Source organism: Actinocorallia libanotica (assembly GCF_039525175.1).
GTDB classification, from domain to species: domain Bacteria; phylum Actinomycetota; class Actinomycetes; order Streptosporangiales; family Streptosporangiaceae; genus Actinocorallia; species Actinocorallia libanotica.
Window position 1 is genome coordinate 1 of sequence record NZ_BAAAHH010000069.1, and the last position, 20623, is coordinate 20623.

The window sequence follows — 20623 nt, forward strand, 5'->3', positions numbered from 1 at the left end:
TATGTCGGCATGCCCTCCTTCCCCGAAGCCGCCCGCGAGGCCGTCGCGGACACCCGGCTGCGCAGCAACCTCGCCCACGCCACCGGCACCATCCGCGAGCGGCGCGCGGCGGCGGTCGCCGAGCTGGACGACTGGGCGGAGCTGCGCGACGCCGGCCGCCGCATCAAGGACCACACCCTGGAGCACCTCGGCCACTACCTCCGCATGCTGGAGGAGAAGGTCACCGCGGCCGGAGGCGTGGTGCACTGGGCGCGCGACGCCGACGAGGCCAACGCGATCGTGGCCCGCCTGGTCGAGGAGACCGGCGAGACCGAGGTCGTCAAGGTCAAGTCGATGGCCACCCAGGAGATCGGGCTCAACGAAGCCCTCGCCGAGCGCGGGATCACCGCGCTGGAGACCGACCTCGCCGAGCTGATCGTGCAGCTCGCCGACGACCGGCCCTCGCACATCCTCGTCCCGGCCATCCACAAGAACCGGGCGGAGATCCGCGACCTGTTCGCCCACCGGATGCCGTCGGCGCCCGAGCACCTCACGGATGAGCCCGCCGACCTCGCCGAGGCCGCCCGCCGCCATCTGCGCGCGAAGTTCCTGACGGCGAAGGTCGCCGTCTCGGGCGCCAACTTCGCGATCGCCGAGACCGGCACCGTCCTGGTGGTCGAGTCCGAAGGCAACGGGCGCATGTGCCTGACCCTGCCGGAGACCCTCATCACCGTCATGGGCATCGAGAAGCTCCTGCCGACCGCCCGGGACCTGGAGGTGTTCCTCCAGCTCCTGCCCCGCTCCTCCACGGCCGAGCGGATGAACCCCTACACGTCGGCGTGGACGGGGGTGACGCCCGGCGACGGACCGCAGGACTTCCACCTGGTCCTCCTCGACAACGGGCGCACCGACATCCGCGACGAGGAGGTGGGCCGCCAGGCGCTGCGCTGCATCCGCTGCTCGGCCTGCCTCAACGTCTGCCCCGTCTACGCGCGAGCGGGCGGCCACGCCTACGGCTCCCCCTACCCCGGCCCGATCGGCGCGATCCTCTCGCCGCAGATCCGGGGCATCGGCTCCAAGGTCGACGCCTCGCTGCCCTTCGCGTCGTCGCTGTGCGGCGCCTGCTACGAGGTGTGCCCGGTCGCCATCGACATCCCCGAGGTGCTGGTGCACCTGCGGGCCAAAGCCGCCAAGAAGCTCCCGGAGAAGACCGTCATGAACGCCGCCGCCTGGGGGCTGCGCTCCCCCGCCCGGCTCGCGCTCGGCCAGACCGTCGCGAGCAAAGCCCGCTTCCTCGCCCCGCGCCTGCGGTTCCCGCGCGCGTGGGCCGACACCCGCGACCTGCCCGCCCTGCCCGCGGAGTCGTTCCGCGCATGGTGGAAACGCACCCGCGGCGAGGGCTCCGGAGGCGCCTCATGAGCGCGCGCGACGTCATCCTCGGCCGGCTCGGCAGGCCTGAGGGCGACCCGGAAGCCGAGTACCGCCTGCTGCACCGGGGCTACCTCGAACACCACCACACCAGTGGTCTCGTGGACCTGTTCGCCGAGCGGGCCGCGCACTACCGCGCGGTCGTGCACCGGGTGACCGAAGCCGACCTGCCCGCGGCCCTCGCCGCCGCGCTGCGTCCCGGCCCCTACGTCGTGCCCGAGGGCGTCCCGGACGCCTGGGTCGGCGCGATCGAGCCGTCCCGGCGCACCGGCGCGGACGCCGACCTGGAGCAGGTCTGCGGCACCATCACCGGCTGCGCCGTCGGCATCGCCGAGACCGGCACCATCGTGCTGGACCACGGCCCCGCGCAGGGACGGCGCGCACTCACCCTCGTGCCCGACCACCATCTCGTCGTCGTGCGGGCCGACCAGATCGCCGCCGACGTCCCCGACGGGATCGGACGGCTGGACATCACCCGTCCCCTCACCTTCATCTCGGGCCCCTCCGCGACCAGCGACATCGAACTGTCCCGCGTGGAAGGCGTCCACGGCCCCCGCACCCTGGAGGTGTTCCTCCTATGACCGCGCGCATCGCCGCCATCGACCTGGGCGCGACCAGCGGACGCGTCATCACCGCCCGGGTCGGCGACGGACTGCTCGACCTCACCGAGGTCCACCGCTTCCCCAACCGGCCCGTCGAGGCCGCCGGAACCCTCCACTGGAACGTCCTGTCCCTGTACCAGGACGTGCTGGAGGGGCTGCGCGCGGCCGGTCCCGGTCTGGCGTCCGTCGGCATCGACAGCTGGGCCGTCGACTACGGCCTCCTGGACGCCTCCGGCACGCTCCTGGGCGACCCCGTCCACTACCGCGACGACCGCACCGAAGCCGTCATCGACGACGTGCACGCCAAGATCTCCCCCGAACGCCTGTACGCGGTGAACGGTCTGCAGTTCCTGCCGTTCAACACCCTCTACCAGCTCGCCGCCGAGCGTCTCCTGGACCGTGCGGAGACCCTGCTGCTCATCCCGGACCTGCTCGCCTACTGGCTGACGGGAGAGCGCGGCGCGGAAGCCACCAACGCCTCCACCACCGGCCTGTACGACGCGCGGACCGGCACGTGGTCGGCCGAGGTGATCGGCGCGCTGGGCCTTCCCGCCGAGATCCTGCCGCCCTTGCGTCAGCCGGGCACGCCATCTGGCCTCCTCGGACCGTCCACCGGGCTGCCCGGTGTGCCGCTGACCGCGGTCGCCTCCCACGACACCGCCTCGGCCGTCGCGGCGGTCCCCGCGACCAACGGAAACTTCGCCTACATTTCCTGCGGCACCTGGTCCCTGGCCGGAGTGGAGCTTCCCGCACCGATCCTCACCGAGGAGAGCCGGACGGCGAACTTCACCAACGAGGCGGGTGTGGACGGAACGGTCCGGTACCTCCGCAACGTCATGGGCATGTGGCTCGTCTCGGAGTCCATGCGCACCTGGAACATGCCCGCCTCCGAGCTGCCCGCGCTCCTGGCCGCCGCCGCCGAAGCGCCCGGCCTCCGCAGCGTCATCGATCCCAACGACCCGTCCTTCATGCCCCCCGGCGACATGCCCTCCCGCATCACGGCCTACTGCTCACGAACCGGCCAGCCCGCGCCCGGCACCCGAGCCGAGACCGTCCGCTGCATCATGGACAGCCTCGCCCTCGCCCACCGCGCGGTACTACGCGAGGCCGCCGAACTCTCCGGCCACCGCATCGACACCATCCACCTCGTCGGCGGCGGCTCCCGCAACACCCTGCTGTGCCAGCTCACCGCCGACGCCACCGGCCTGCCCGTCATCGCCGGCCCGGCCGAAGCCACCGCTCTGGGCAACATCGGCATACAGGCCCGCGCCCTCGGCCTCCTTCCCGACCTGCCGGCCCTGCGCTCCCTCATCGCCGAAACCCAGCCCCTCGCGCACTACCACCCCTCCACCCCGGAAACCCCGTGGCTGGAGGCCGCCGCCCGCCTGGAGCTCGCCGGCAGCCACTGATCACTCGAACTCGGACGGATCCCGCATGTCCTGTCCCGGCCTCGGGCAGGCCGTGCTCTCGCGGGTCTCCCGGGGCTACGTTGTACTCCCCCAACGGAAGTGGTGACATGCCTGTCGTGTCGAGAGCCGTCCTGGCCGGAGCGCTCGTGTCCACGTCGATCGTGGCGGCCTCGCCCGCCGAGGCCGCGAAGGCCTGCGTACTCGGCAAGTGGAAGAGCACCTCCTACACCATGCTCATCCAGGGAGTGGGCGCGGAGACCCACGGGAGCGGGTTGAAGGGGGTGCGGCTGACGGTCGGCCGCACGTCGCTCGCCTACGATTTCCGCAAGGCCGCGAAGGAAGAGCTCATCGGATACGACCTCGGCGATCCCAGCTTCAGGAGCCAGGTGAAGTACGCCGGGAAGCTCAACGTCAAGGCGACGGTGCGGGGCTCCAAGAAGGGTTCCGTCGTCCTGAAGCCCAAGACCGCGACCGGCGGCGCCACCGGCGCCAACACCCAGATGTGGCCGGAGCATCAGAAGCTGAGCAAATGGAAGCTGGCCAAGAACCTGCGCGCCGGCACGCCGGAGTCCTTCGTCCCGGTGAAATCCTCCTTCAGCTGCTCCGGCAAGACCCTCAAGTTCTTCTCGTCCTACAAGCACAGGGGTTACACCGTCTCCGTCGGCCGGGTCTTCACCCGCGCCTGAAGGGGTCATCCGGCGGGGTCGGGGCGGCCGACCACCAGGCGGCCGGTGGCGATCCGCCAGGCGTCCACGGTCAGCGGCCACCATCGGGCGGGGCCGATCAGGTCCGCGGCGGGCGCCGTGCCGGCGGAGGCGTAGGCCCTCCACGTCGACCAGGCCACCCCGGCGCGCCGCGCCGCCTCGGGTCCGGCCAGCGCGCTCTGGCCGACGTCGACGTGCTGCTCGCCGATGGCCCGGGCGATCTCGGGCCTCGCGTCCAGATAGGCCTGGGCGACCTCGCTCCAGGAGCTCAACCGGGGGGATGGGACGTAGCTGAAGCGCGGCTGGCGCGGGTCGCCCTCCAGCATCCAGGTGTACTCCCCCCACAACCGGCGCGTGACGTTCGGGAAGAAGTTGCGGGGTAGGACGGCGGCGTCTTTGAGCAGGCGGCCGGCCGCCTGCAGGAGGGTCTCCTCGCTGGCCCATTCCATCCCGTGGCCGAGCTGGAGCGCCAGCGCCATGGCGGCGACCGGCTCCAGCTCCCGCACCGCCTCCTGCCGCCTGCGCAGATCCCCGAGGAAGCTGTAGGCCCCGGAAAGGAGGTACTGGAACACGGGAGCAGGATCATGTCCGTCGGCCACGACGACGCAGTCCTCCCGCACCTCCGAGGCGGCGTGTTCTTCCAGAAGGCCGATGCGCCGCCAAGGATGGACCACACCCTTCTTGACGATCTCATAGACGGCCCGACCGCGAACCACGTTCTCCTGGTAGTCGACCAGCACGGCCTCGGCCACCGGCCGCACCTGCTCGATGAGCACGTCCAGCGTCTCCTGCTCCTCGCGGACCTGCTTGTCCAGCTCGTGAAGCGGCCCCATGAGTTTCTCCATACCGCCAAAGTACAGCAGATCTGCTGCATCGGCAGCAGATGTGCTGTACGCGATGATTTCCGCTACCGGCCACCCGCGGCCGCCGCGGAGCTTGCCGCGGAGCGGACCTAGGGAATGGGGATGTTCTCGGCGGAGGCTCACATGCCCGCGTGGGGGTGGGGGGCGGTGGTGCGGCCTCGGTGGAGTTCGGCTTGTAGCGTTCGCTCGTCGAGGTTGGTGCGGATCGCGGCGGTGATGCGGTCCACGTCGTGGCGGGCCAGGCGGGACAGGGCCGCTCCCGCCGATTCCCTGGCCGCGGCCGCCGCGCCCAGGAGCCGGGCGGCGTGCGCGTGGTCGCCCGCCAGGGCTCGGGCTCCGGCCAGGCCCTCCAGCGCGAAGGCCACGGCCCGGGGGTCGCCGACACGGCGGGCGGCGGCCAGTCCCCGGGCGTGCAGGTCGTGGGCCGTCCGCGCGTCGCCGCGCTGCTCGGCGACGAAACCGAGCTCGGACAGGGACAGCGCGACACCGGGTTCGAAGCCCACCCGCCGCTGCCAGTCGAGCGCGTCGCGGGACAGCCTTTCGGCGTCGTCCAGCCTGCCTTCGCGGCGGGCGACCAGCGCCAGGCCGATCTCCGCGTAGACCTCGCCGGGACGGTAGCCCTGTTCGGCGGCCCGGCGCAGTGCCCGTTCGTGGAGGCGGCGGGCCTCGGCGTGGTCGCCGTTCAGCAGGGCGAGCCTGCCGAGCCCGGACAGCATGTAGGAGGCCTGCATCCGCGATCCGAGCTCTTCGGCCATGTGCAAACCCCGCTGGAGCAGGTCGGACGCCTCCCGGTCGTCGCCTCTGATCTCGGCCATCCTGGCGAGGAGGTCGGTGGCTCGCAGCCGTCCCCAGCGGTCTCCCAGGGCGTCGAAGAGCTCCGCACCCTGTTCGGCGTGGCGGGCGCACGAGGAGAGGTCCCCACGGAGGAGGGCGTAGTGGGCCGTGGTGGTCAGCGCGGCGGCCGTGCCCCAGTCGTCTTCGAGGCGGCGGAAGGCTTCGAGGGCCTGCGCCGCCAGTTCCGCTCCCGTGGTGGAGGCGCCGCCGCCCAGCAGGATCTCGCCGAGAAACCATGCGGCCCTGGCCCTCCCGTACGGATCGTCGAGGTCCTCGTACGGCGAGAGCGCCGCGACGGCCTGGTCCGCGCGGTCGGCGCCGTGGCGTCCCAGCAGCTCCATGCCCGTCCGCCACGCTCCGACCGCCGCCCGCAGTGCGGGATCCGCCGGACCGTCGAGGTCCAGCGCCGCGCCCAGGAGCCGGCGGCCCTCACCCAGGCGGCCGCGCAGGAACCAGTACCAGGCCATGGCGTCGGCCAGCCGCAGCGCGAGGTCCGGTCGGCCGCGCCGCACCGCGCCCTCAAGGGCGGCGCGCAGGTTGGCGTGCTCCTGGTCCAGACGCTCCAGCCATCGCCGCTGTTCAGGCCCGCGCAGCCGCTGTCCGGCCCGTTCGGCGAACTCCACGTAATAGCGGTCGTGGCGGGCCAGGACGCGTGCGGACTCGTCCGCCTCCCGCAGCCGCTCGCCGCAGTAGGCGGCCACGGATTCCAGCAGCCGGTAGCGGGTGCCTCGCGCGTCGCCGGCCACGACGACCATGGAGCGGTCGACCAGGCGGGCCAGCAGGTCGGCGACGTCCTCGACGGACACGCCGTCTCCGGCGCAGACCGCCTCGGCGGCCTCCAGGGAGCAGCCGTCGGCGTGCACGGCCAGGCGGCGCAGCACGGTGCGCTCGGCGGCGGTCAGCAGCTCCCAGCTCCAGTCGATCACGGCTCGCAGCGTCCGCTGCCGCTGCGGGACGTCCCGGCGGCCCGCCGACAGCAGCCGGAACCGGTCGTCGAGCCGTGCGGCCAGCTCCCGGTCGCCGAGCGCCCGCACCCGGTTGGCCGCCAGTTCCAGTGCCAGCGGTATGCCGTCCAGGCGGCGGCAGATCGACGCGACGGCCCGGGCGTTGTCCGCGGTGAGGGAGAAACCCGGTGCCGCGGCGGCCGCGCGTGCCGCGAACAGCCGTACGGCGCTGAACTTCTGCAGGGTCGCGGGACCCGTCTCCGTCGCCGCGTACGGGAGTTCCAGCGGCGGCACCGCCCAGACCGCCTCTCCGCCGACCCCGAGCGTCTCCCTGCTGGTCGCCAGGATCCGCGCCTCGGGGGCGGCCGCCAGCAGCCGGTGGACCAGTTCGGCCGCGGGCGCGATGACGTGCTCGCAGTTGTCGAGCACGAGCAGCAGCCGCCTCCCGCGCAGCGCGCGGGTGATCCGGTCGGCCGGCCGTCCGGCCTCCCAGGCGGGGAAGGGCCCGGGGTCGTCGCGGACGCCGAGCACGGCGGCCACCTCGTCCACCACCGCCTCCGGCCGGTCGAGACCCGCCAGTTCGACGAGCCACACGCCGTCCGGGACGGTGCCGAGCAGCCGGGACGCCGCCTCCAGGGCCAGCCGGGTCTTGCCCACGCCGCCCGGCCCGGTGAGCGTGACCAGCCGGGAGGAGGACAGCAGCGCGCACACCTCAGCGATCGCTTCCGCCCTGCCGATCAGCTCGGTGGCCGGTGCGGGCAGGTTCGTACGGCACCGGGCGGGCTCCGGACCCAGGGCGGGGTCCTGGCGCAGGACCGCCTCGTGGAGGGCGGCCAGCTCGGGACCGGGATCCAGGCCCATCTCCTCGCGCAGCCGGTCACGCAGCCTGGCGAAGCTCTCCAGCGCCTCGCTCTGGCGTCCGGACCGGTAGAGGGCGCGCATGTGCGCGGCGCGCAGCCGCTCCCGCAGCGGGTGGCGGACCAGCAGGCCGCCCAGCTCGTCGGCCAGCGGGCCGTGCTCGCCGAGAGCGAGCCTTGTTTCGGCGAGGTCCTCCGTCGCGGTGAGCCGCTGTTCCTCCAGGCGTGCGATCACGGCTCGGGTGAACTCCGCGTCGGCGAAGTCGGCGTAAGCGGGTCCCCGCCACAACGCCAGCGCGTCGGTCAGCAGCTCGGCCTTGGCCCGCAGGTCGTCCGTGCTCCCGGCACGCCTCAGCAACGAGGCGAACCGGCCCGCGTCGAGCGCGCCGGGCTCCACGCGCAGCGCGTATCCGGACGGCTGGAGTACCAGCAGCTCCCGGCCGCCGGGCTCGGCGTCCTCCAGGGCGCGGCGCAGCTGGGACACCTTGACCTGGAGCGCGCCCGCGGGGTCGCGGGGCGGCCCGGCCCCCCACAGGTCGTCGATCAGCCGGTCCGCCGACAGAGGCCGTCCCTCCTGGGCGAGGAGGCGGGCCAGGAGCGCCCGGACCGTCGGCCGCCGGATCACGACCGGGGCGCCGTCCGCGGTCCGCACCTCGAGCGGACCCAGCACTCCGAATCGCATGTGATCACGATAACCCGGCCGAAAACCCCTGATCGGTGCCGGTAAGCGGCCGGAAAGGGAGCGGTAAGCGCGGGGCCGCAGAGTCGGACCGCAACACCGCGACATGGAAGGAGCACTCATGACACCCGCGGAGCCCCGCTCCGGCCCGCTCGGCACAGCGCTGATCGTCGGCAGCACCCGCAAGGGCCGCTTCGGCCCCACGGTCGCCCGGTGGTTCGCCGGGCTGGCGGGCCGGCGCACCGACATGGCCCTCGACGTCATCGACCTGGGCGAGGCCGGGCTGCCCGACGCGCTCGTCGACGAGGGGCACGACGTTCCCGGTCCGGTGCGGGCCCTTGCCCCGCGTCTGGCGGCAGCCGATGCGTTCGTGGTCGTCACGCCCGAGTACAACCACAGCTTCCCGGCCCCGCTCAAGACCGCCGTCGACTGGTTCGTGGACGAATGGCGGGCCAAGCCCGTGGGCTTCGTCTCGTACGGCGGGGTGTCGGGTGGTCTGCGAGCGGTCGAGCAGCTGCGTCTGGTCTTTTCCGAGCTGCATGCCGTGACCGTCCGCGACACCGTCAGCTTCCACTCCTGCCGGAACAAGTTCGACGACGCGGGCCGGCCCGTCGACGCGGCGGGCTGCGACGCGGCCGCCGAGGGCCTGCTCGACCAGCTCGCCTGGTGGGCCCGCGCCCTCCGCGACGCCCGCACCGCACGCCCCTACGACCTGTGACCCTCCGAAGGAGATCCCGATGACCACCGTGAGATCGAAGGGCTGGAGCCTGGCCCTCCTGGCCTTCTCCTGCCTCATCACCTCGCTCGACTTCACCATCGTGTACGTCGCGCTGCCCGACATCGTGCGCGAGGTCGGCTTCTCCGGCCACTCCGCGCAATGGGTCGTCAGCGCCTACGCCGTCTTCTTCGGCGGCTTCCTGCTCCTCGGCGGCCGGTCGGCCGACCTGCTGGGCCGCCGCCGCATGTTCGTGCTGGGCATGCTGCTGTTCGGCGGCGCGTCCCTGCTCGGCGGGCTGGCGGCCACGCCCGGCGCGCTGATCACCGCGCGTGCGCTCCAGGGGGTGGGCGCCGCGATGGTGTTCCCGGCGACGCTGTCCCTGGTCAACACCCTGTTCGCCGAAGGACGCGAACGCGTCCGGGCGCTGTCCGTGTGGGCGATGGCCGGTGCCGGGGGGCTGAGTCTCGGCGCGCTGCTCGGCGGCGTGCTGACGCACGGGTTCGGCTGGCAGGCGGTGTTCCTGGTGAACGTGCCGCTGGTGATCGCCGCCGCGGCGGCGGCGTTCGTCCTGCTGGACGCGGACGGGCCGGTGGAGCGCGGCCAGGGTTACGACCTGCCCGGCGTGCTGACCGGCACGGCGGGCGCGACGCTCCTGGTGTACGCGATCGCCGAGATCCCCGAGGCGGGCTGGACGTCCACGACCATCACCGCTCTCGCGTCGTCGCTCGCGCTGCTCGCCGCCTTCCTCGGCGTCGAGGCGCGCAGCCGGAACCCGCTGATGCCGCTGCGGCTGCTGCGCAACCGCAACCTGGCCTCCGCCCTGATGGTGATCTTCGTCTTCGGCGCCACCATGCAGAACGTCGTCTACTTCCTCACCCTGTACTTCCAGGACGTGCTGGGCTATTCGGCGCTGCGCGCGGGGCTCGCCTTCCTCAGCCTGTCCGCGGTGATCGCGCTGGCCAACTTCGCCGCCGAACGGCTGATGATCCGCGTCGGCGTCCGCGCCACCCTGGTCGTCGCGCTGGTGCTCGGAGCGGCCGGAAGCGCCCTGCTCGCCGCGGGAATGGGGGCCGGCGGCTCGTACCTCACCGTTCTCGCCGGGATCGCGGTCTACGGCCTCGGCATGGGCACCATCTACCCCACCCAGTTCGCGGCCGCCGGCACCGGCGTGGCCGCGCGGGAGCAGGGCATCGCCGGCGGCATGGCCAACACCGCCATGCAGCTGGGAGTGGGCGCGGGACTGGCCGTGCTCGTCGGGGTCGCGGGCTCGGGCCTGGAAGGCCTGACGGGTGAGGCGCTGCGCGTGGCCACCGCCGACGGGCTACGCGCCGCCGTCCTCCTTTCCGCGGCCCTGACCCTGCCGGGCATCCTCGCGGCCCTCGCCTTCCCCCGGCGGCCCGCACCCGCGCGGACCGCCGAGCCGGCGCCTGGTCCGTCGCGTCAGGAGGTGTAGGCGGCTGTTTCGGCTGCCACGATGCGGATCAGATCGCCCAAGGCGATGTTGACGTCCAGGAGGTGGAGGCCCCAGTCGGGTGTGGGGGAGGCGCGCAGTGTCCGGGCGTCTCCCTGCGGGGTGACCTGGAGGACGTGTGCGCCGTTGGCGTGCACGCACTGGACGGTGTAGCGGTCGGCGGGGATCAGCCAGGGGGTGGCGGCCGAGGGCGGCGCGCCCCCATAGGTGATCTTGGCGGCGATGCCCAGGAGGCCGACGAGCGGCTCGGACCGCAGGACCGTGCTCGCGGTGCCGGGGCGGTCGACGCCCAGCGACGTCGGGTTGGTGCAGGCGGCCTCGTAGTCCGGCCCGGCGGGCGAACCGTCGGTGGACGACTCCGGCGCCCTGCCGAAGCGCGCGTTGTCCGGGGGCGTCTTTCCGAAGGCCGCCCAGGCAAGGACGCAGCCCGTCTGGTTCTCAGCGCGGCAGAGCGGGATGTTCTGGAAGTCGCCGCCTCTGTCACTTCCCTTGCGGACGACGACGTTGCCGCCGAGCAGGATCGCCGAGACGAGCTTGGCGCGCGCCGAAGGATCGGGGTCGACCTCCTCGCGCATCAGGCGCCGCAGCATGCCCGTGCCCTGCGAGTGGCCGATGAGGACGACTCCCCTGCCCTTGTTGTGGACGGACAGGTACGTCTTCCAGGCCTGGAGGACGTCGGAGTAGGCGATCCGCGTGAACGCGGCGCGCTGGGCGTCGCTGTAGAGGCCGCCCGCGAGCAGTGCCGTGAGGGTGCGCTGGCGGTAGACCGGGGCGTACACGTCGCAGACGTCGGAGAAGCGCGCGGCCTGGTGCTCGGCGATCCCGACGAGCTGCGGGGTGGTCTTCAGGCTCGCGTTCGGAGTGAGCTCCTGGGAGACCGTCGGATAGACGTAGAAGCAGTCGATCTTCTTGTCTCCGGCCGGTGCTCCGGCCACCGTGCCGCCGTTCGCGACGTCGGTCGTGGCGAGTCCGCCCCGGCAGGGATCGTCGGCCAGGCCCGGCCTGCACAGCCAGCGCACCCCGTCGTCCGCCGCCGCTCCGCCTGCGGTCAGCAGGGCCGCGCCCACCGCGGCCGCGGCCAGCGCGGCCAGGACGCGACGCGACACCCCTTGTCCCATTTCTACTTTTCTCCTCGTACGCCTCGCATGACGTGCCCACCTTCGACCCGAGAACGGCACACGTGCAAGAGGCCTCGGATCTCGAAGGTCCGGCCACATCGCGTCAGCGCGTTTCGAACCGGAGGTCGCCGCTCTCGTCCAGGCCGTGCATGGCCGCATAGGGTCATTGCACGATTCCGGAAGATATACGGCGCTTGTCACGCCACCATTCACTGCATGATCACGCGTAGGGGGCAGCGGCGGCTGGAGTCCGGGTTCGTGGGAGTGGTGCTGCTCGGAGTGGCGGGCGGGATCGGGTGGCTCTTCCATGTCGCACGAGGTGATGGCGGCATCGGCAAGGCCGATAACTGGGCGAGTGTCATCGCCGCGGTGGCCGCCATGGCCGCCATGCTGGCCGGGGTCGTCGTCTGGTGGTGGCGGAAGAGACCACAGGGCGTCCTTGCGATCGAGCAGGTCGATGCCGCCGGACGACAGCTCGCCGAAACCGTGCTGGCGCAGTGGCGTGACGAGATCGGTGTTCGCGGGTTGGACGTTCCAGCGCCGGTGGCCGTGCACTGGCGCACGACCCGGCTGCCGGTCATGGATCATGCGCGGAACGTCCGGGGCAGGTCCGGACGGGTGCTCATCGGCGGCGACACCGAGACGGTGGCCGAGCTCGCACAGCGCTTCCGGGCCCTGCCCAGCCGTCGGCTCGTGATCCTTGGAAATCCCGAACTGGGAAAGACGACGCTCGCGGTCATGCTGCTGCGCGAACTGCTCCTCACCCGCACCGAGGACGAGCCCATCCCCGTGCTGTTCACTTTGGCCGACTGGGACCCGGAGGTCCTGTCCTACTCCGATTGGCTCGCCCGCCGGCTCGGCCGCGACTACCTTTTCCTGGCCGCCGCCGAGTACGGGGAGGAGGCCGCGCTCCGCCTGGTCCGCACCAGAAGGATCCTGCCGGTCCTCGACGGCTTCGACGAGCTGCCCGAACCCGTCCGGCCGAAAGTGATCAAGGCGATCAACGCGGCGCTGACCGCCGATGACCCGTTGATCCTGACATCGAGGACGAAGGAGTTCCAGAAGGCGGTGGCCGGGGGCGTCCTGAGCCGTAGCGCGGTCATCGAGCCCGAGGCGGTGCAGGGCCCGGCGGCCGCGGACTACCTGGAACGGTGCCTCTCCCCCGACTCCCCCGGTGAATGGCCGGCCCTCCTCTCCGATCTGCGCAACGGGCCCCGAACGGCCCTCGGGCGCGCTCTCACGACACCGCTGCGCCTGTGGCTGCTTCGCGAGGTCTACATCACCTCCCGTCGTGAGCTCGTCCTCGCCGATCTCGCCACGTCGCCGGACGACGTGGTCCAGGCTCTGCTGGACCAGCTCGTCCCGTCGCTCCTCAAGGCCAATCGGCCGTCCCGGCGCCCCGACGCGGACCATCCGTTCCGCCCCCGCCGGTCCTGGAACGCCTCCGACGCCCGCCGTTGGCTGGCCTTTTTCGCCGGCAGGCTCGAGGCGGAAAGCAGCCGTGACCTTGCGTGGTGGCGGCTCCACAACGCCGTTGACCGCCGCGGACGCTCCTGGAACATCCTGTTCCTGGGCGGGATGCTGTGCGGATTCCTCGCCGTCCGCTCGGCCTCGATCCCCGGGTTCCCCGGCGGCCTGCTCTTCGGCCTGCTGCTCACCCTGTCCACCGGCGTGCTTCTTGCGTTCAACTTCCTCCGACCAGCGCCGCAGCAGGTCGATCTCCGGTTTCGACACAAAGGCAGCGCGCTGAGGAGGACGGTCTTCTCACCGCTCTCTCTCCTCGCCGTCGCGATGGGGGTCGGAGTCGCCCTGATCGTCCACGAGAACGCCACACCGACCGGCATCGTTCTCACGATCATCTTGATCTGGGCCGTGACCGTCCTTTTCAGTTGGGCGACGAAGCCTGCGAGCGATCAGCAGCCCCGGACCGGAGCGAAAATCCTGATCCACGACTTCTGGCTCCGGACGGCCTACGCGCTCGCCTTCGGATCGATCGCCGGCGCCTCGGGAGGGTTCGGCGGCGGTCTGGCCGCAGGAGCCGTCGTCGGCGCCACCGCGAGCATGAGCGCGGGCTGGGTGTACTACCTGACGGTCATCATGCTCCGTGCGGAGTCGAAAGCCCCGCTCAGAACCTTGAGCTTCCTCGAAGACTTCCACCGGCTGGGTCTCCTCCGGCAGGTCGGCCCGATCTACCAGTTCCGCCATGCGATGTTCCAGGAGTACTTCGCCGCGGTGCGGCCTCCTGCAGGCGACCGCTGAAGGCCGAACCAGACCGAGAAGATCTACCGCGATGGCCTCGTCGAGGTCGGCGGGTGCGATGTTCCTCGTCGGCCACGCCGAGCACCCGCGATGTCGGCCCTGAGCGCCCGGGAGTCGGTAGAGCGGAGCGAGGATGCTCGCCGGGTGATGTCGTTCAGGTGGATGAGCCGGTCTGGGCGGCTTCGGGGGAAGCGGTCCGGATGGATTCGTGGGTCCTCGGTGCGGTCAGGTGGGGCCCTCTCCACAGCAGCCACCCCATGAGGAGCGCCTCGCCGACGAAGGTGAACCTCGCGATGTCGGCATCGTAGCCCGCGAAGAGGATCGTGCCCGCGCCGTCGACGGCGTAGCCGACGCCGGCGATCATCAACAGGATGCCGAGCGTCCTCGGGATGAAACGCGACACGAAGACCAGATGGCCGAGGACGATCAGGTGAAGACCGAAGATCACCAGGGCGGCGTCCCAGCCGTCCTGGAAAGCGTTCACCGCCGTCAGTACCTGAGCCTCCAACTGCCGAGAGGTGAACGCGCTTTGCGAGGCGCCGTCCGTCAGGAGGCGTACCGCGATCAGGAGGTTGCCCAGTACCGCCGCGAAGACGGCTGCATAGGTCACCCTGAGCCACGCGCAGAACGTCGCGACGCTCCTGCCGGCCGGTGCCAGCAGTGTGCGGAGGGCTACGGCCACGAGCACGTCGAGTACCGCAACGATGAGGAAACCGCCTATGAGCGCCCGGAAGCTCAGTTCGTGATCGGCGATGTTCCGCGCAGTCCTCGTGGCGTCTCCGGCCACGACCAGGTCGCCGAAGGTCGAGAAGCTCCAGAACGCGAGCGCGGTCATACCCAGCAGTCCGAGGCCTGCTGCCACTGCCGCTCCGCGGAGCGGCGGTCTCGATTCGGTGGTCGTCATGTCCGTCTCCAAAGGCCGGTCGTTTCGGACACGGTCAGCCCGCGGTCGGGGCCGGCCGCGCGGCGGGAGCGATCGTTTCGACGCGCCAGGTCCAGGCGCACCGGACGATCAGCACCGTGCAGGCGATCTCGATGACGCTGAAGAAGACGTAGTACGCGGCCGGAGAACCGGTGAACAGCGTCGCGGTCTGGACGACGGTCATGACCGAGCCCACAACGATGTTGGCCAGGCGGTTCGCCCGGTGCTTCAGCAGTCTGGACAGCACGATCATGGCGATCGGCAACTCCATCAGCACCGAGGCGCCCAGCAGGAACTCCTGGCCGATGTCCATGCCGCCCACCCGCCCGGCAAGAAACTGCCGCAACTGCCCGGAGTCCATCAGGCCCACGATGTCGCAGTAGAGGTAGTTGAGCATCGCGAAGATCCACAGTGTGGACAGTCGCGCTCTCATGTCCTTCATGTCGTCCGTCCGTTTCTCTCTGGTGCCGTGCGCTTCGGATCGCGGTGCCGCACCGCGCCGTCAGGTCGGCTCGTCCGGTGGTTCGGGGTACTGGAACACCTCGTCGAGCGGAACGCCGAAGACCCGGGCGATCCGGAAGGCCATCTCCAGCGACGGCGAGTAGCGCCCCTGCTCGATGGCGATGACGGTCTGGCGGGTCACGCCGATGTGCTCGGCGAGCTGGGCCTGGGTCATCTCGCCGCAGGCGAAGCGCAGCGCGCGGATCGAGTTCGTGACACGGGTCGGTTTCACCATTGCGGCAGGCCCCTGCGGTACATGACGACCTTGGCGATCGATCCGAGGACCGCCGACAGCACGAAACACAGATAGATCGCGTTGGCGATCCAGAACCGGTCCCATCCGGCCATCGCCATCAGCATCGCCGCGACGGCTCCCACGATCACGAAGGACTGGCCGACGTGCTCGCCGAGCCGCCCGATCTCCCGGTCCCGCACGTCCTTGGCCCGCGAAGCCCGAGGGGTCACCACGCCGATTCCGATCTCGGCGGCGATCGAAGCCGCGATCGCCCCGCCGACCGTCCACAGCAGAGCCGCCGCGTAGGGCACGTCGACCAGCGGACGTCCCTCGGCCCGGCCCACCACGATGATCACATACGTCGCGTACGCGACCGCGCTGACGACCAGCATGATCCACGCGCGCTTCTCCTCATGGGTCACACCGGCCTCCATGTAAGGAATCTTTGACATCACCAAGGTAAGCGATGTTTAACTCCATGTCTAGAAAATTTGACATTCCTGTTCGCGGACATCGGCCCACGGGATCCGGGTGCGCGGGAGCATGGAGGCGGCCACCGTGCGGAGGCCTCCGCACCGCCCTCGACCATCAGTCCGCCGTGTCCGGACGAGCGACACCGGCGGACGGCGGTATGACCACCGATCTCGATGTCTTCGCGATTCCAAGAAAATCGCCGCAGGCGCCTTCGGCCGAAGAACAATGGACCTGCCCCGACGACGTGCGCCAGGGCAGGTCCATACACGGGCGGACGGTGGGTGGCGACGCGTTTGAGAGCTTCGGGCATCGGTTCGGGCGCTGCCTGCTCGACGGCGATGATCGTCGCGGCATCGTGGTCGGGTGGGATGGCCGTGGCGCCATCGGATCCTGATGGCCCTCCGACGACTCCTCGGACGCTTCGCCCTCGTTGGAGTGGGAGCTTTGACCCGGTTCCGGAGCCGCCAAGGCATACCGGTCGCCGCCAGACGTGGTTAGATTTCGTGCGCGACGGACAGGGGACTGAAGTGACCGAGACGACGGTGGCGCAGGTCATGGCCGAGTTGGCCGCGCTCGAAGACCCGAAGATACGCAAGGTGAACGAGAAGCACGGTGACGATCACGGTGTGAACCTCGGCAAACTACGCACGCTTGCGAAGCAGCTCAAAACACAGCAGGATCTCGCACGCGAGCTCTGGAAAACGAATGACACTGCGGCAAGACTCCTGGCGATCCTGATCTGCCGTCCGAAGGCGTTCGAGCGCGCCGAACTGGACACCATGCTGCGCGAAACGCACGTCCCCAAGGTGCACGACTGGCTCGTGAACTACGTGGTGAAGAAGAACCCGTACTCCGAAGAGCTGCGCCTCGCCTGGTGCACGGATCCAGACCCGGTGGTCGCGAGTGCCAGCTGGGCCCTGACCGCCGAGCGGGTGGTGAAGAAGCCCGAGAGCCTCGACCTCACAGGGCTGCTCGACATCATCGAGGCGGAGATGAAGGACGCCCCGGACCGCCTGCAGTGGGCGATGAACAACTGTCTGGCTCAGATCGGGATCCACCACGCCGAGCACCGCGCCCGCGCGATCGACATCGGCGAGCGCCTGGAAGTACTCAAGGACTACCCGACTCCCCCGAACTGCACCTCTCCGTTCGCGCCCGTCTGGATCGCCGAGATGGTGCGCCGCCAGCACGAGCGATAAAGACGAACAGGGAGATCAGAGCGGCCTGGACGCACAGGGCACGGGCGGAGGACGGCGAAGAGCCGAGGCCTGCGGGCCCCGGCTCTTTTCGTTTCTCTCGTGCTCCCCCGGCGCCCAGGTTCTCCCGTCTTCAACAGCGTGGTCCCTCGTTCCGCTCGAGGCCGTGCTCATTGCGGGCCACGCCCCCGGACCCCGGCGAGAGAGCTCCGGCCCCGGCGTGGCGACCGTCCAAGAACGTCAGGGTGAACTGCCCGGTTGGCCGAGAGACTTGATCACTTGTGAAGGTCGGGCATGGCATGCCCGTCCCGGCATCCGCCCGGGTCGCGTCGCCGGCGCGGGCCGGCGGAAACAACGGCGGGCGGCGCGGCGTTGATCCCGCCATGACGATCGAGGCGTGCGGTCACGAGGACTGCGGGATCAGGGACGTACTGGACCGACTGGGCGACCGCTGGTCGGTGCTGGTCATCGTGACCCTGGCGCAGAAACCGCGCCGGTTCGGCGAGCTGCAGCGGGCCGTCACCGGTATCTCCCAGCGGATGCTGACGGTGACGACTCGCCGCCTCGTCCGCGACGGCCTGGTCCGGCGCACCGTCTATGACACCGTGCCGCCGCAGGTCGAGTACCGGCTGACCGAGATGGGGCAGAGCCTCGCCGTCGCGATCCAGAGCCTCGCGGCCTGGTCGCGCACCCACAAGGACGCCATCGCCGACTCCCGCGCCGCCTTCGACACCGCCGGAACGCGCGAAGCCCTGCCCTTTCCCGGCTGACCCGTCAGCCCGCGAGCGCGGCGGCCACGAGCGACCGGGCCGAACGGGGCTCGCGCCCCAGCAGCGCGGCGAGGTCCCCGGGCGAGGACGGCTCCAGCAGCCCGGACCGGATCGTGTTGAACATTGAGACCGTGTGACCCACCTGGTACGGCAGCAGTGGCGTGCCGGCGAGGAACGCGCGCAGCTCGGCCGTGCTCTGGGACCGGTAGGCGAAGGGTCGGCCCGTCGCTTCGGCGAGCAGTTCCGCGATGTCCGCGCCACCGATCGGCTCAGGCCCGTCCAGCTCATAAACGCGGTTCGCGTGCCGCACCGGAACGCCCGCGGCCAGGTCCGCCGAGGCTTCGGCGGCCACCCGGACGGCGGCTTCGGCAAGGTCCTCGCGGGCCGCGAGGAAGACGCGCCCGGTCCCAAGCGCCGCCGTGAACTCGCCCGTCGCGGCCGCGGCCGAGCCCGTCGCCCATTCGACGGCCAGCTCGGCGTACAACCCGTTGCGCAGGACCGTCACCCCGAACGGCGCCTCGGCCAGCCGCCGCTCGGTCCATCGGTGCGGAAGCGCGATGCTCAGCCGGTCGGCCGACCCGACGAGACTCGTGTAGACGACGTGCCGCACCCCCGCCCGTGCCGCGGCGTCGACCACCGCCCCATGCCGCGCGAACACCACGTCGTCCTCGGCGTACCCGGCCGAGACGAACACGAGCACGTCCACCCCGGCGAACGCCTCCGCGAGCGTTTCGGGCTCATCGAAGTCCAACCGCCGGTCGGCCGCACCTGAACTGCTCCCCGCGAGCACCTTCACCTCACCGGACGCGGCGAGCCCCCGATACACGAGCCCGCCCAGCGCGCCGGAGACACCCGTAACCAAGATCATGGAATCCTCCTTCGTCGCCCCCGAGCCTCGCCTGCGGCGGCCCCGCACCGAAAGAACGCACTTCCCCGTCTCCTGCGCACACCGCGGTAACCCTGCAGCTCTACGCCCAGCCGGAACACCGCGCATGACGCACGTCACGCTCAGGAACCCGAGTGCAGGCGCCCCTGGTCTGCCTCGCGATTCCGAACCGTACCGACGACTCCTCGAGGAAGGGCGGAAGAGGCCGTTTCAGGTGCGGGTGGCGGTGATCCAGGTGAAGTGCTGGACGGTGTTCCAGGGGGTGTGGTGGTCGTGGCGGCCGTGGGCGGTGAGGGTGTAGCGGTCGCCGAGCTCGGCGGCCAGACCGGCGGCATCGTAGCGGGCGACCTCCAGGCCGGAGCAGTGGGTGGGGCCGTCGAGGGCGAAGGTGGCGAGCACGACGGTGCCGCCGGGGGCAAGGGCCTGGTCGAGGACGGCACGGTAGGCGTCGCGGTCGGCGGGGCCGGTGAGGAAGTGGAAGACCGCGCGGTCGTGCCAGAGGCGGTAGCGGCGCTGAGGCTTCCAGGTGAGCAGGTCGTGGTGCACTTGTTGGACGGTGCCGGTGGGGTCCTGGGCGCGGGAGGCGGCCAGGGCCGTTCGGGAGACGTCCAGGACTGTGACGTCGGTGTGGCCTGCGGCGGCCAGGCGGGAGGAGAGGATACTCGCACCGCCGCCTACATCGATGATCGGCGCGGCCAGGTCTCCGTTGACGGCGCTGGTGATGAGGGCGAGGGATGGGGCGGGGTCGGCCTGGTACCAGGACACTTCGGCGGGGTCGCGGTGGGCGTAGACGTCTTCCCAGTGGTGCTGCGGGTCCTGGCTCATCGATGCCCTCTCCATCGGCGCTTCATCTTCTACACTATTCCAAAGAATATTGGAGGAACGACGGAGGACAAGCACGGGCAGGCGCCGACACCACGCAAGACCGACTTGATCCTCACCTGCGGCTGGTTGTCCGGGCTCTTGGCGGTCGCCGCCCACGACCTGGGAGAGCACGCCTCAGCGCGGCTGTGGTGCTCGGACGCCGAACGCCACAGCGAGCAGGCCCGACATCTGAGCTCGCCGGATGGGCCTACCTCACCCGGGCGATGATCGCCCGCTACCAGCGTCTCCCCCGCCAATCCGCGGCCCTCGCCGCCAAAGGCCTGCAGAAAGCACCCCTGGGTACCGTGGCGCACGCCCGGCTCGCCGCCCATCAAATGCGAGCCACCGCGCTGGACGGAGACACCAAGACCGCAACCGAAGCCAGACGACACGCCATCACCGCGCTCAAAGCGCTCCCGGCCAACGCCCCGACGACCGGCGTGTACTCCATCAACCTCGCCGAAGACCCGCCCTACACCGCGACCTCTCTCCTCCTCTCCGGCCAGCACCGGGAAGCCGCGGCAGCAACTCGACGCGTCATCCAAACCTGCTACGTGAACGAAAGCCTCCGGCAAGGCGGCAGCAACCCGTCCGGCTACGCGCGATCCTTGCTCGTCCTCGGCCTGGCCCAAGCAGGAACAGGAGACCTCGACCAAGCCGCCGAAACCGGACTCGCCGCACTCAACACCGGCCGCCCCGTATGGTCGACGATGGCACTGGCCGAGCAGCTCAACCACACCCTCACCGAATCCCGGGCAGGACACATGGCCTCCGCCTTCCACGCTCGATACCGTGAGGTCGCCGATCAACTCAGCAGTCGCCCGAAGGACCACTGAGCCTCTTTCATCCTCGGGCGGCTTGAGCGGTTCGGTGGTTCTGCAGGACGGCGATGGCTTTGACGAGGTGGCCG

20 protein-coding genes are annotated in these 20623 nt (G+C 70.9%); 11 read left to right on the top strand and 9 right to left on the bottom strand.

Going from position 1 to position 20623, the window contains the following annotated elements; all coding sequences use genetic code 11:
• The 4 genes from ABD140_RS38290 to ABD140_RS38305 form a co-directional block, all read left to right on the top strand.
• The coding region (locus ABD140_RS38290) for a lactate utilization protein B (protein ID WP_344247667.1) at nucleotides 1-1398 on the top strand (1398 nt) is incomplete at its 5' end.
• A complete protein-coding gene (locus ABD140_RS38295; protein ID WP_344247669.1) occupies nucleotides 1395-1988 on the top strand; it encodes a LutC/YkgG family protein in 594 nt (197 codons plus the stop codon). The genes ABD140_RS38290 and ABD140_RS38295, both read left to right, overlap by 4 nt.
• On the top strand, nucleotides 1985-3418 hold the full coding sequence (locus tag ABD140_RS38300) for a rhamnulokinase (RefSeq protein WP_344247671.1): 1434 nt from the start codon (nucleotides 1985-1987) through the stop codon (nucleotides 3416-3418). Before ABD140_RS38295 ends, ABD140_RS38300 begins: the two co-directional genes overlap by 4 nt.
• 107 nt (nucleotides 3419-3525) lie before the next feature.
• The gene (locus ABD140_RS38305) at nucleotides 3526-4104 is read left to right on the top strand and encodes a hypothetical protein (RefSeq protein WP_344247673.1); all 579 of its coding nucleotides are present in this window, start codon (nucleotides 3526-3528) and stop codon (nucleotides 4102-4104) included.
• A gap of 5 nt (nucleotides 4105-4109) precedes the next feature.
• On the opposite strand, the gene ABD140_RS38310 is transcribed toward ABD140_RS38305, so the two are convergent.
• Together ABD140_RS38310 and ABD140_RS38315 are read right to left on the bottom strand one after the other, a co-directional pair.
• Complete coding sequence (locus tag ABD140_RS38310; RefSeq protein WP_344247675.1) at nucleotides 4110-4955, bottom strand: hypothetical protein; 846 nt, start codon at nucleotides 4953-4955, stop codon at nucleotides 4110-4112.
• A 149-nt stretch (nucleotides 4956-5104) separates the two neighbouring features.
• Nucleotides 5105-8302 carry an AfsR/SARP family transcriptional regulator gene (locus ABD140_RS38315; protein ID WP_344247677.1) on the bottom strand — a complete coding sequence of 1066 codons (3198 nt, stop codon included), beginning with the start codon at nucleotides 8300-8302 and terminating at the stop codon, nucleotides 5105-5107.
• A gap of 118 nt (nucleotides 8303-8420) precedes the next feature.
• On the opposite strand from ABD140_RS38315, the gene ABD140_RS38320 reads away from it, so the two are divergent.
• Nucleotides 8421-9017, top strand: coding sequence for an NADPH-dependent FMN reductase (locus ABD140_RS38320; protein WP_344247679.1), 597 nt, complete (start codon nucleotides 8421-8423; stop codon nucleotides 9015-9017).
• Nucleotides 9018-9036: 19 nt separating this feature from the next.
• A complete protein-coding gene (locus ABD140_RS38325; protein WP_344247681.1) occupies nucleotides 9037-10470 on the top strand; it encodes an MFS transporter in 1434 nt (477 codons plus the stop codon).
• Here the strand turns inward: ABD140_RS38325 and ABD140_RS38330 are convergent.
• Nucleotides 10458-11594 carry a DUF3089 domain-containing protein gene (locus tag ABD140_RS38330; protein WP_344247683.1) on the bottom strand — a complete coding sequence of 379 codons (1137 nt, stop codon included), beginning with the start codon at nucleotides 11592-11594 and terminating at the stop codon, nucleotides 10458-10460. The two genes, ABD140_RS38325 and ABD140_RS38330, sit on opposite strands and share 13 nt — an antisense overlap.
• A 228-nt stretch (nucleotides 11595-11822) precedes the next feature.
• On the opposite strand from ABD140_RS38330, the gene ABD140_RS38335 reads away from it, so the two are divergent.
• Nucleotides 11823-13865, top strand: coding sequence for an NACHT domain-containing protein (locus ABD140_RS38335; RefSeq protein ID WP_344247685.1), 2043 nt, complete (start codon nucleotides 11823-11825; stop codon nucleotides 13863-13865).
• Between the two features lie 154 nt (nucleotides 13866-14019).
• Here the strand turns inward: ABD140_RS38335 and ABD140_RS38340 are convergent, their stop codons facing one another.
• The 4 genes from ABD140_RS38340 to ABD140_RS38355 all read right to left on the bottom strand — a co-directional run bounded on the left by ABD140_RS38340 (nucleotide 14020) and on the right by ABD140_RS38355 (nucleotide 15945).
• Nucleotides 14020-14769: a DUF4386 domain-containing protein gene (locus ABD140_RS38340; protein ID WP_344247687.1), complete on the bottom strand. Its 750-nt coding sequence runs from the start codon at nucleotides 14767-14769 to the stop codon at nucleotides 14020-14022.
• Nucleotides 14770-14803: 34 nt separating this feature from the next.
• Nucleotides 14804-15220 carry a DUF6326 family protein gene (locus ABD140_RS38345; protein WP_344247689.1) on the bottom strand — a complete coding sequence of 139 codons (417 nt, stop codon included), beginning with the start codon at nucleotides 15218-15220 and terminating at the stop codon, nucleotides 14804-14806.
• A gap of 69 nt (nucleotides 15221-15289) precedes the next feature.
• Nucleotides 15290-15523, bottom strand: a complete 234-nt coding sequence (locus ABD140_RS38350; RefSeq protein WP_344247691.1) for a helix-turn-helix transcriptional regulator — start codon at nucleotides 15521-15523, stop codon at nucleotides 15290-15292.
• A complete protein-coding gene (locus ABD140_RS38355; RefSeq protein WP_344247693.1) occupies nucleotides 15517-15945 on the bottom strand; it encodes a hypothetical protein in 429 nt (142 codons plus the stop codon). Before ABD140_RS38355 ends, ABD140_RS38350 begins: the two co-directional genes overlap by 7 nt.
• A 209-nt stretch (nucleotides 15946-16154) precedes the next feature.
• Here ABD140_RS38355 and ABD140_RS38360 point away from each other — a divergent pair, with 209 nt between their 5' ends.
• The 3 genes from ABD140_RS38360 to ABD140_RS38370 all read left to right on the top strand — a co-directional run bounded on the left by ABD140_RS38360 (nucleotide 16155) and on the right by ABD140_RS38370 (nucleotide 17963).
• Nucleotides 16155-16391, top strand: coding sequence for a hypothetical protein (locus tag ABD140_RS38360; protein WP_344247695.1), 237 nt, complete (start codon nucleotides 16155-16157; stop codon nucleotides 16389-16391).
• A 160-nt stretch (nucleotides 16392-16551) separates the two neighbouring features.
• Nucleotides 16552-17196: a DNA alkylation repair protein gene (locus ABD140_RS38365; RefSeq protein ID WP_344247705.1), complete on the top strand. Its 645-nt coding sequence runs from the start codon at nucleotides 16552-16554 to the stop codon at nucleotides 17194-17196.
• Between the two features lie 380 nt (nucleotides 17197-17576).
• Nucleotides 17577-17963, top strand: a complete 387-nt coding sequence (locus ABD140_RS38370) for a winged helix-turn-helix transcriptional regulator (RefSeq protein ID WP_344247697.1) — start codon at nucleotides 17577-17579, stop codon at nucleotides 17961-17963.
• Nucleotides 17964-17967: 4 nt separating this feature from the next.
• Here the strand turns inward: ABD140_RS38370 and ABD140_RS38375 are convergent, their stop codons facing one another.
• Nucleotides 17968-18831, bottom strand: coding sequence for an NmrA family NAD(P)-binding protein (locus tag ABD140_RS38375; protein ID WP_344247699.1), 864 nt, complete (start codon nucleotides 18829-18831; stop codon nucleotides 17968-17970).
• A gap of 228 nt (nucleotides 18832-19059) precedes the next feature.
• Complete coding sequence (locus ABD140_RS38380; RefSeq protein ID WP_344247701.1) at nucleotides 19060-19674, bottom strand: class I SAM-dependent methyltransferase; 615 nt, start codon at nucleotides 19672-19674, stop codon at nucleotides 19060-19062.
• 263 nt (nucleotides 19675-19937) lie between these two features.
• On the opposite strand from ABD140_RS38380, the gene ABD140_RS38385 reads away from it, so the two are divergent.
• Nucleotides 19938-20549 carry a hypothetical protein gene (locus ABD140_RS38385; protein ID WP_344247703.1) on the top strand — a complete coding sequence of 204 codons (612 nt, stop codon included), beginning with the start codon at nucleotides 19938-19940 and terminating at the stop codon, nucleotides 20547-20549.
• The last annotated feature ends 74 nt before the right edge of the window (nucleotides 20550-20623 follow it).

Bases quoted from the DNA above. Each gene is read 5' to 3' on its own strand.
- ABD140_RS38295 (WP_344247669.1), top strand. From the start codon at position 1,395: ATGAGCGCGCGCGACGTCATCCTCGGCCGGCTCGGCAGGCCTGAGGGC.
- ABD140_RS38300 (WP_344247671.1), top strand. From the start codon at position 1,985: ATGACCGCGCGCATCGCCGCCATCGACCTGGGCGCGACCAGCGGACGC.
- ABD140_RS38305 (WP_344247673.1), top strand. From the start codon at position 3,526: ATGCCTGTCGTGTCGAGAGCCGTCCTGGCCGGAGCGCTCGTGTCCACG.
- ABD140_RS38310 (WP_344247675.1), bottom strand. From the start codon at position 4,955: ATGGGGCCGCTTCACGAGCTGGACAAGCAGGTCCGCGAGGAGCAGGAG.
- ABD140_RS38315 (WP_344247677.1), bottom strand. From the start codon at position 8,302: ATGCGATTCGGAGTGCTGGGTCCGCTCGAGGTGCGGACCGCGGACGGC.
- ABD140_RS38320 (WP_344247679.1), top strand. From the start codon at position 8,421: ATGACACCCGCGGAGCCCCGCTCCGGCCCGCTCGGCACAGCGCTGATC.
- ABD140_RS38325 (WP_344247681.1), top strand. From the start codon at position 9,037: ATGACCACCGTGAGATCGAAGGGCTGGAGCCTGGCCCTCCTGGCCTTC.
- ABD140_RS38335 (WP_344247685.1), top strand. From the start codon at position 11,823: ATGATCACGCGTAGGGGGCAGCGGCGGCTGGAGTCCGGGTTCGTGGGA.
- ABD140_RS38340 (WP_344247687.1), bottom strand. From the start codon at position 14,769: ATGACGACCACCGAATCGAGACCGCCGCTCCGCGGAGCGGCAGTGGCA.
- ABD140_RS38345 (WP_344247689.1), bottom strand. From the start codon at position 15,220: ATGAGAGCGCGACTGTCCACACTGTGGATCTTCGCGATGCTCAACTAC.
- ABD140_RS38350 (WP_344247691.1), bottom strand. From the start codon at position 15,523: ATGGTGAAACCGACCCGTGTCACGAACTCGATCCGCGCGCTGCGCTTC.
- ABD140_RS38360 (WP_344247695.1), top strand. From the start codon at position 16,155: ATGACCACCGATCTCGATGTCTTCGCGATTCCAAGAAAATCGCCGCAG.
- ABD140_RS38365 (WP_344247705.1), top strand. From the start codon at position 16,552: ATGGCCGAGTTGGCCGCGCTCGAAGACCCGAAGATACGCAAGGTGAAC.
- ABD140_RS38370 (WP_344247697.1), top strand. From the start codon at position 17,577: ATGACGATCGAGGCGTGCGGTCACGAGGACTGCGGGATCAGGGACGTA.
- ABD140_RS38375 (WP_344247699.1), bottom strand. From the start codon at position 18,831: ATGATCTTGGTTACGGGTGTCTCCGGCGCGCTGGGCGGGCTCGTGTAT.
- ABD140_RS38380 (WP_344247701.1), bottom strand. From the start codon at position 19,674: ATGAGCCAGGACCCGCAGCACCACTGGGAAGACGTCTACGCCCACCGC.
- ABD140_RS38385 (WP_344247703.1), top strand. From the start codon at position 19,938: ATGATCGCCCGCTACCAGCGTCTCCCCCGCCAATCCGCGGCCCTCGCC.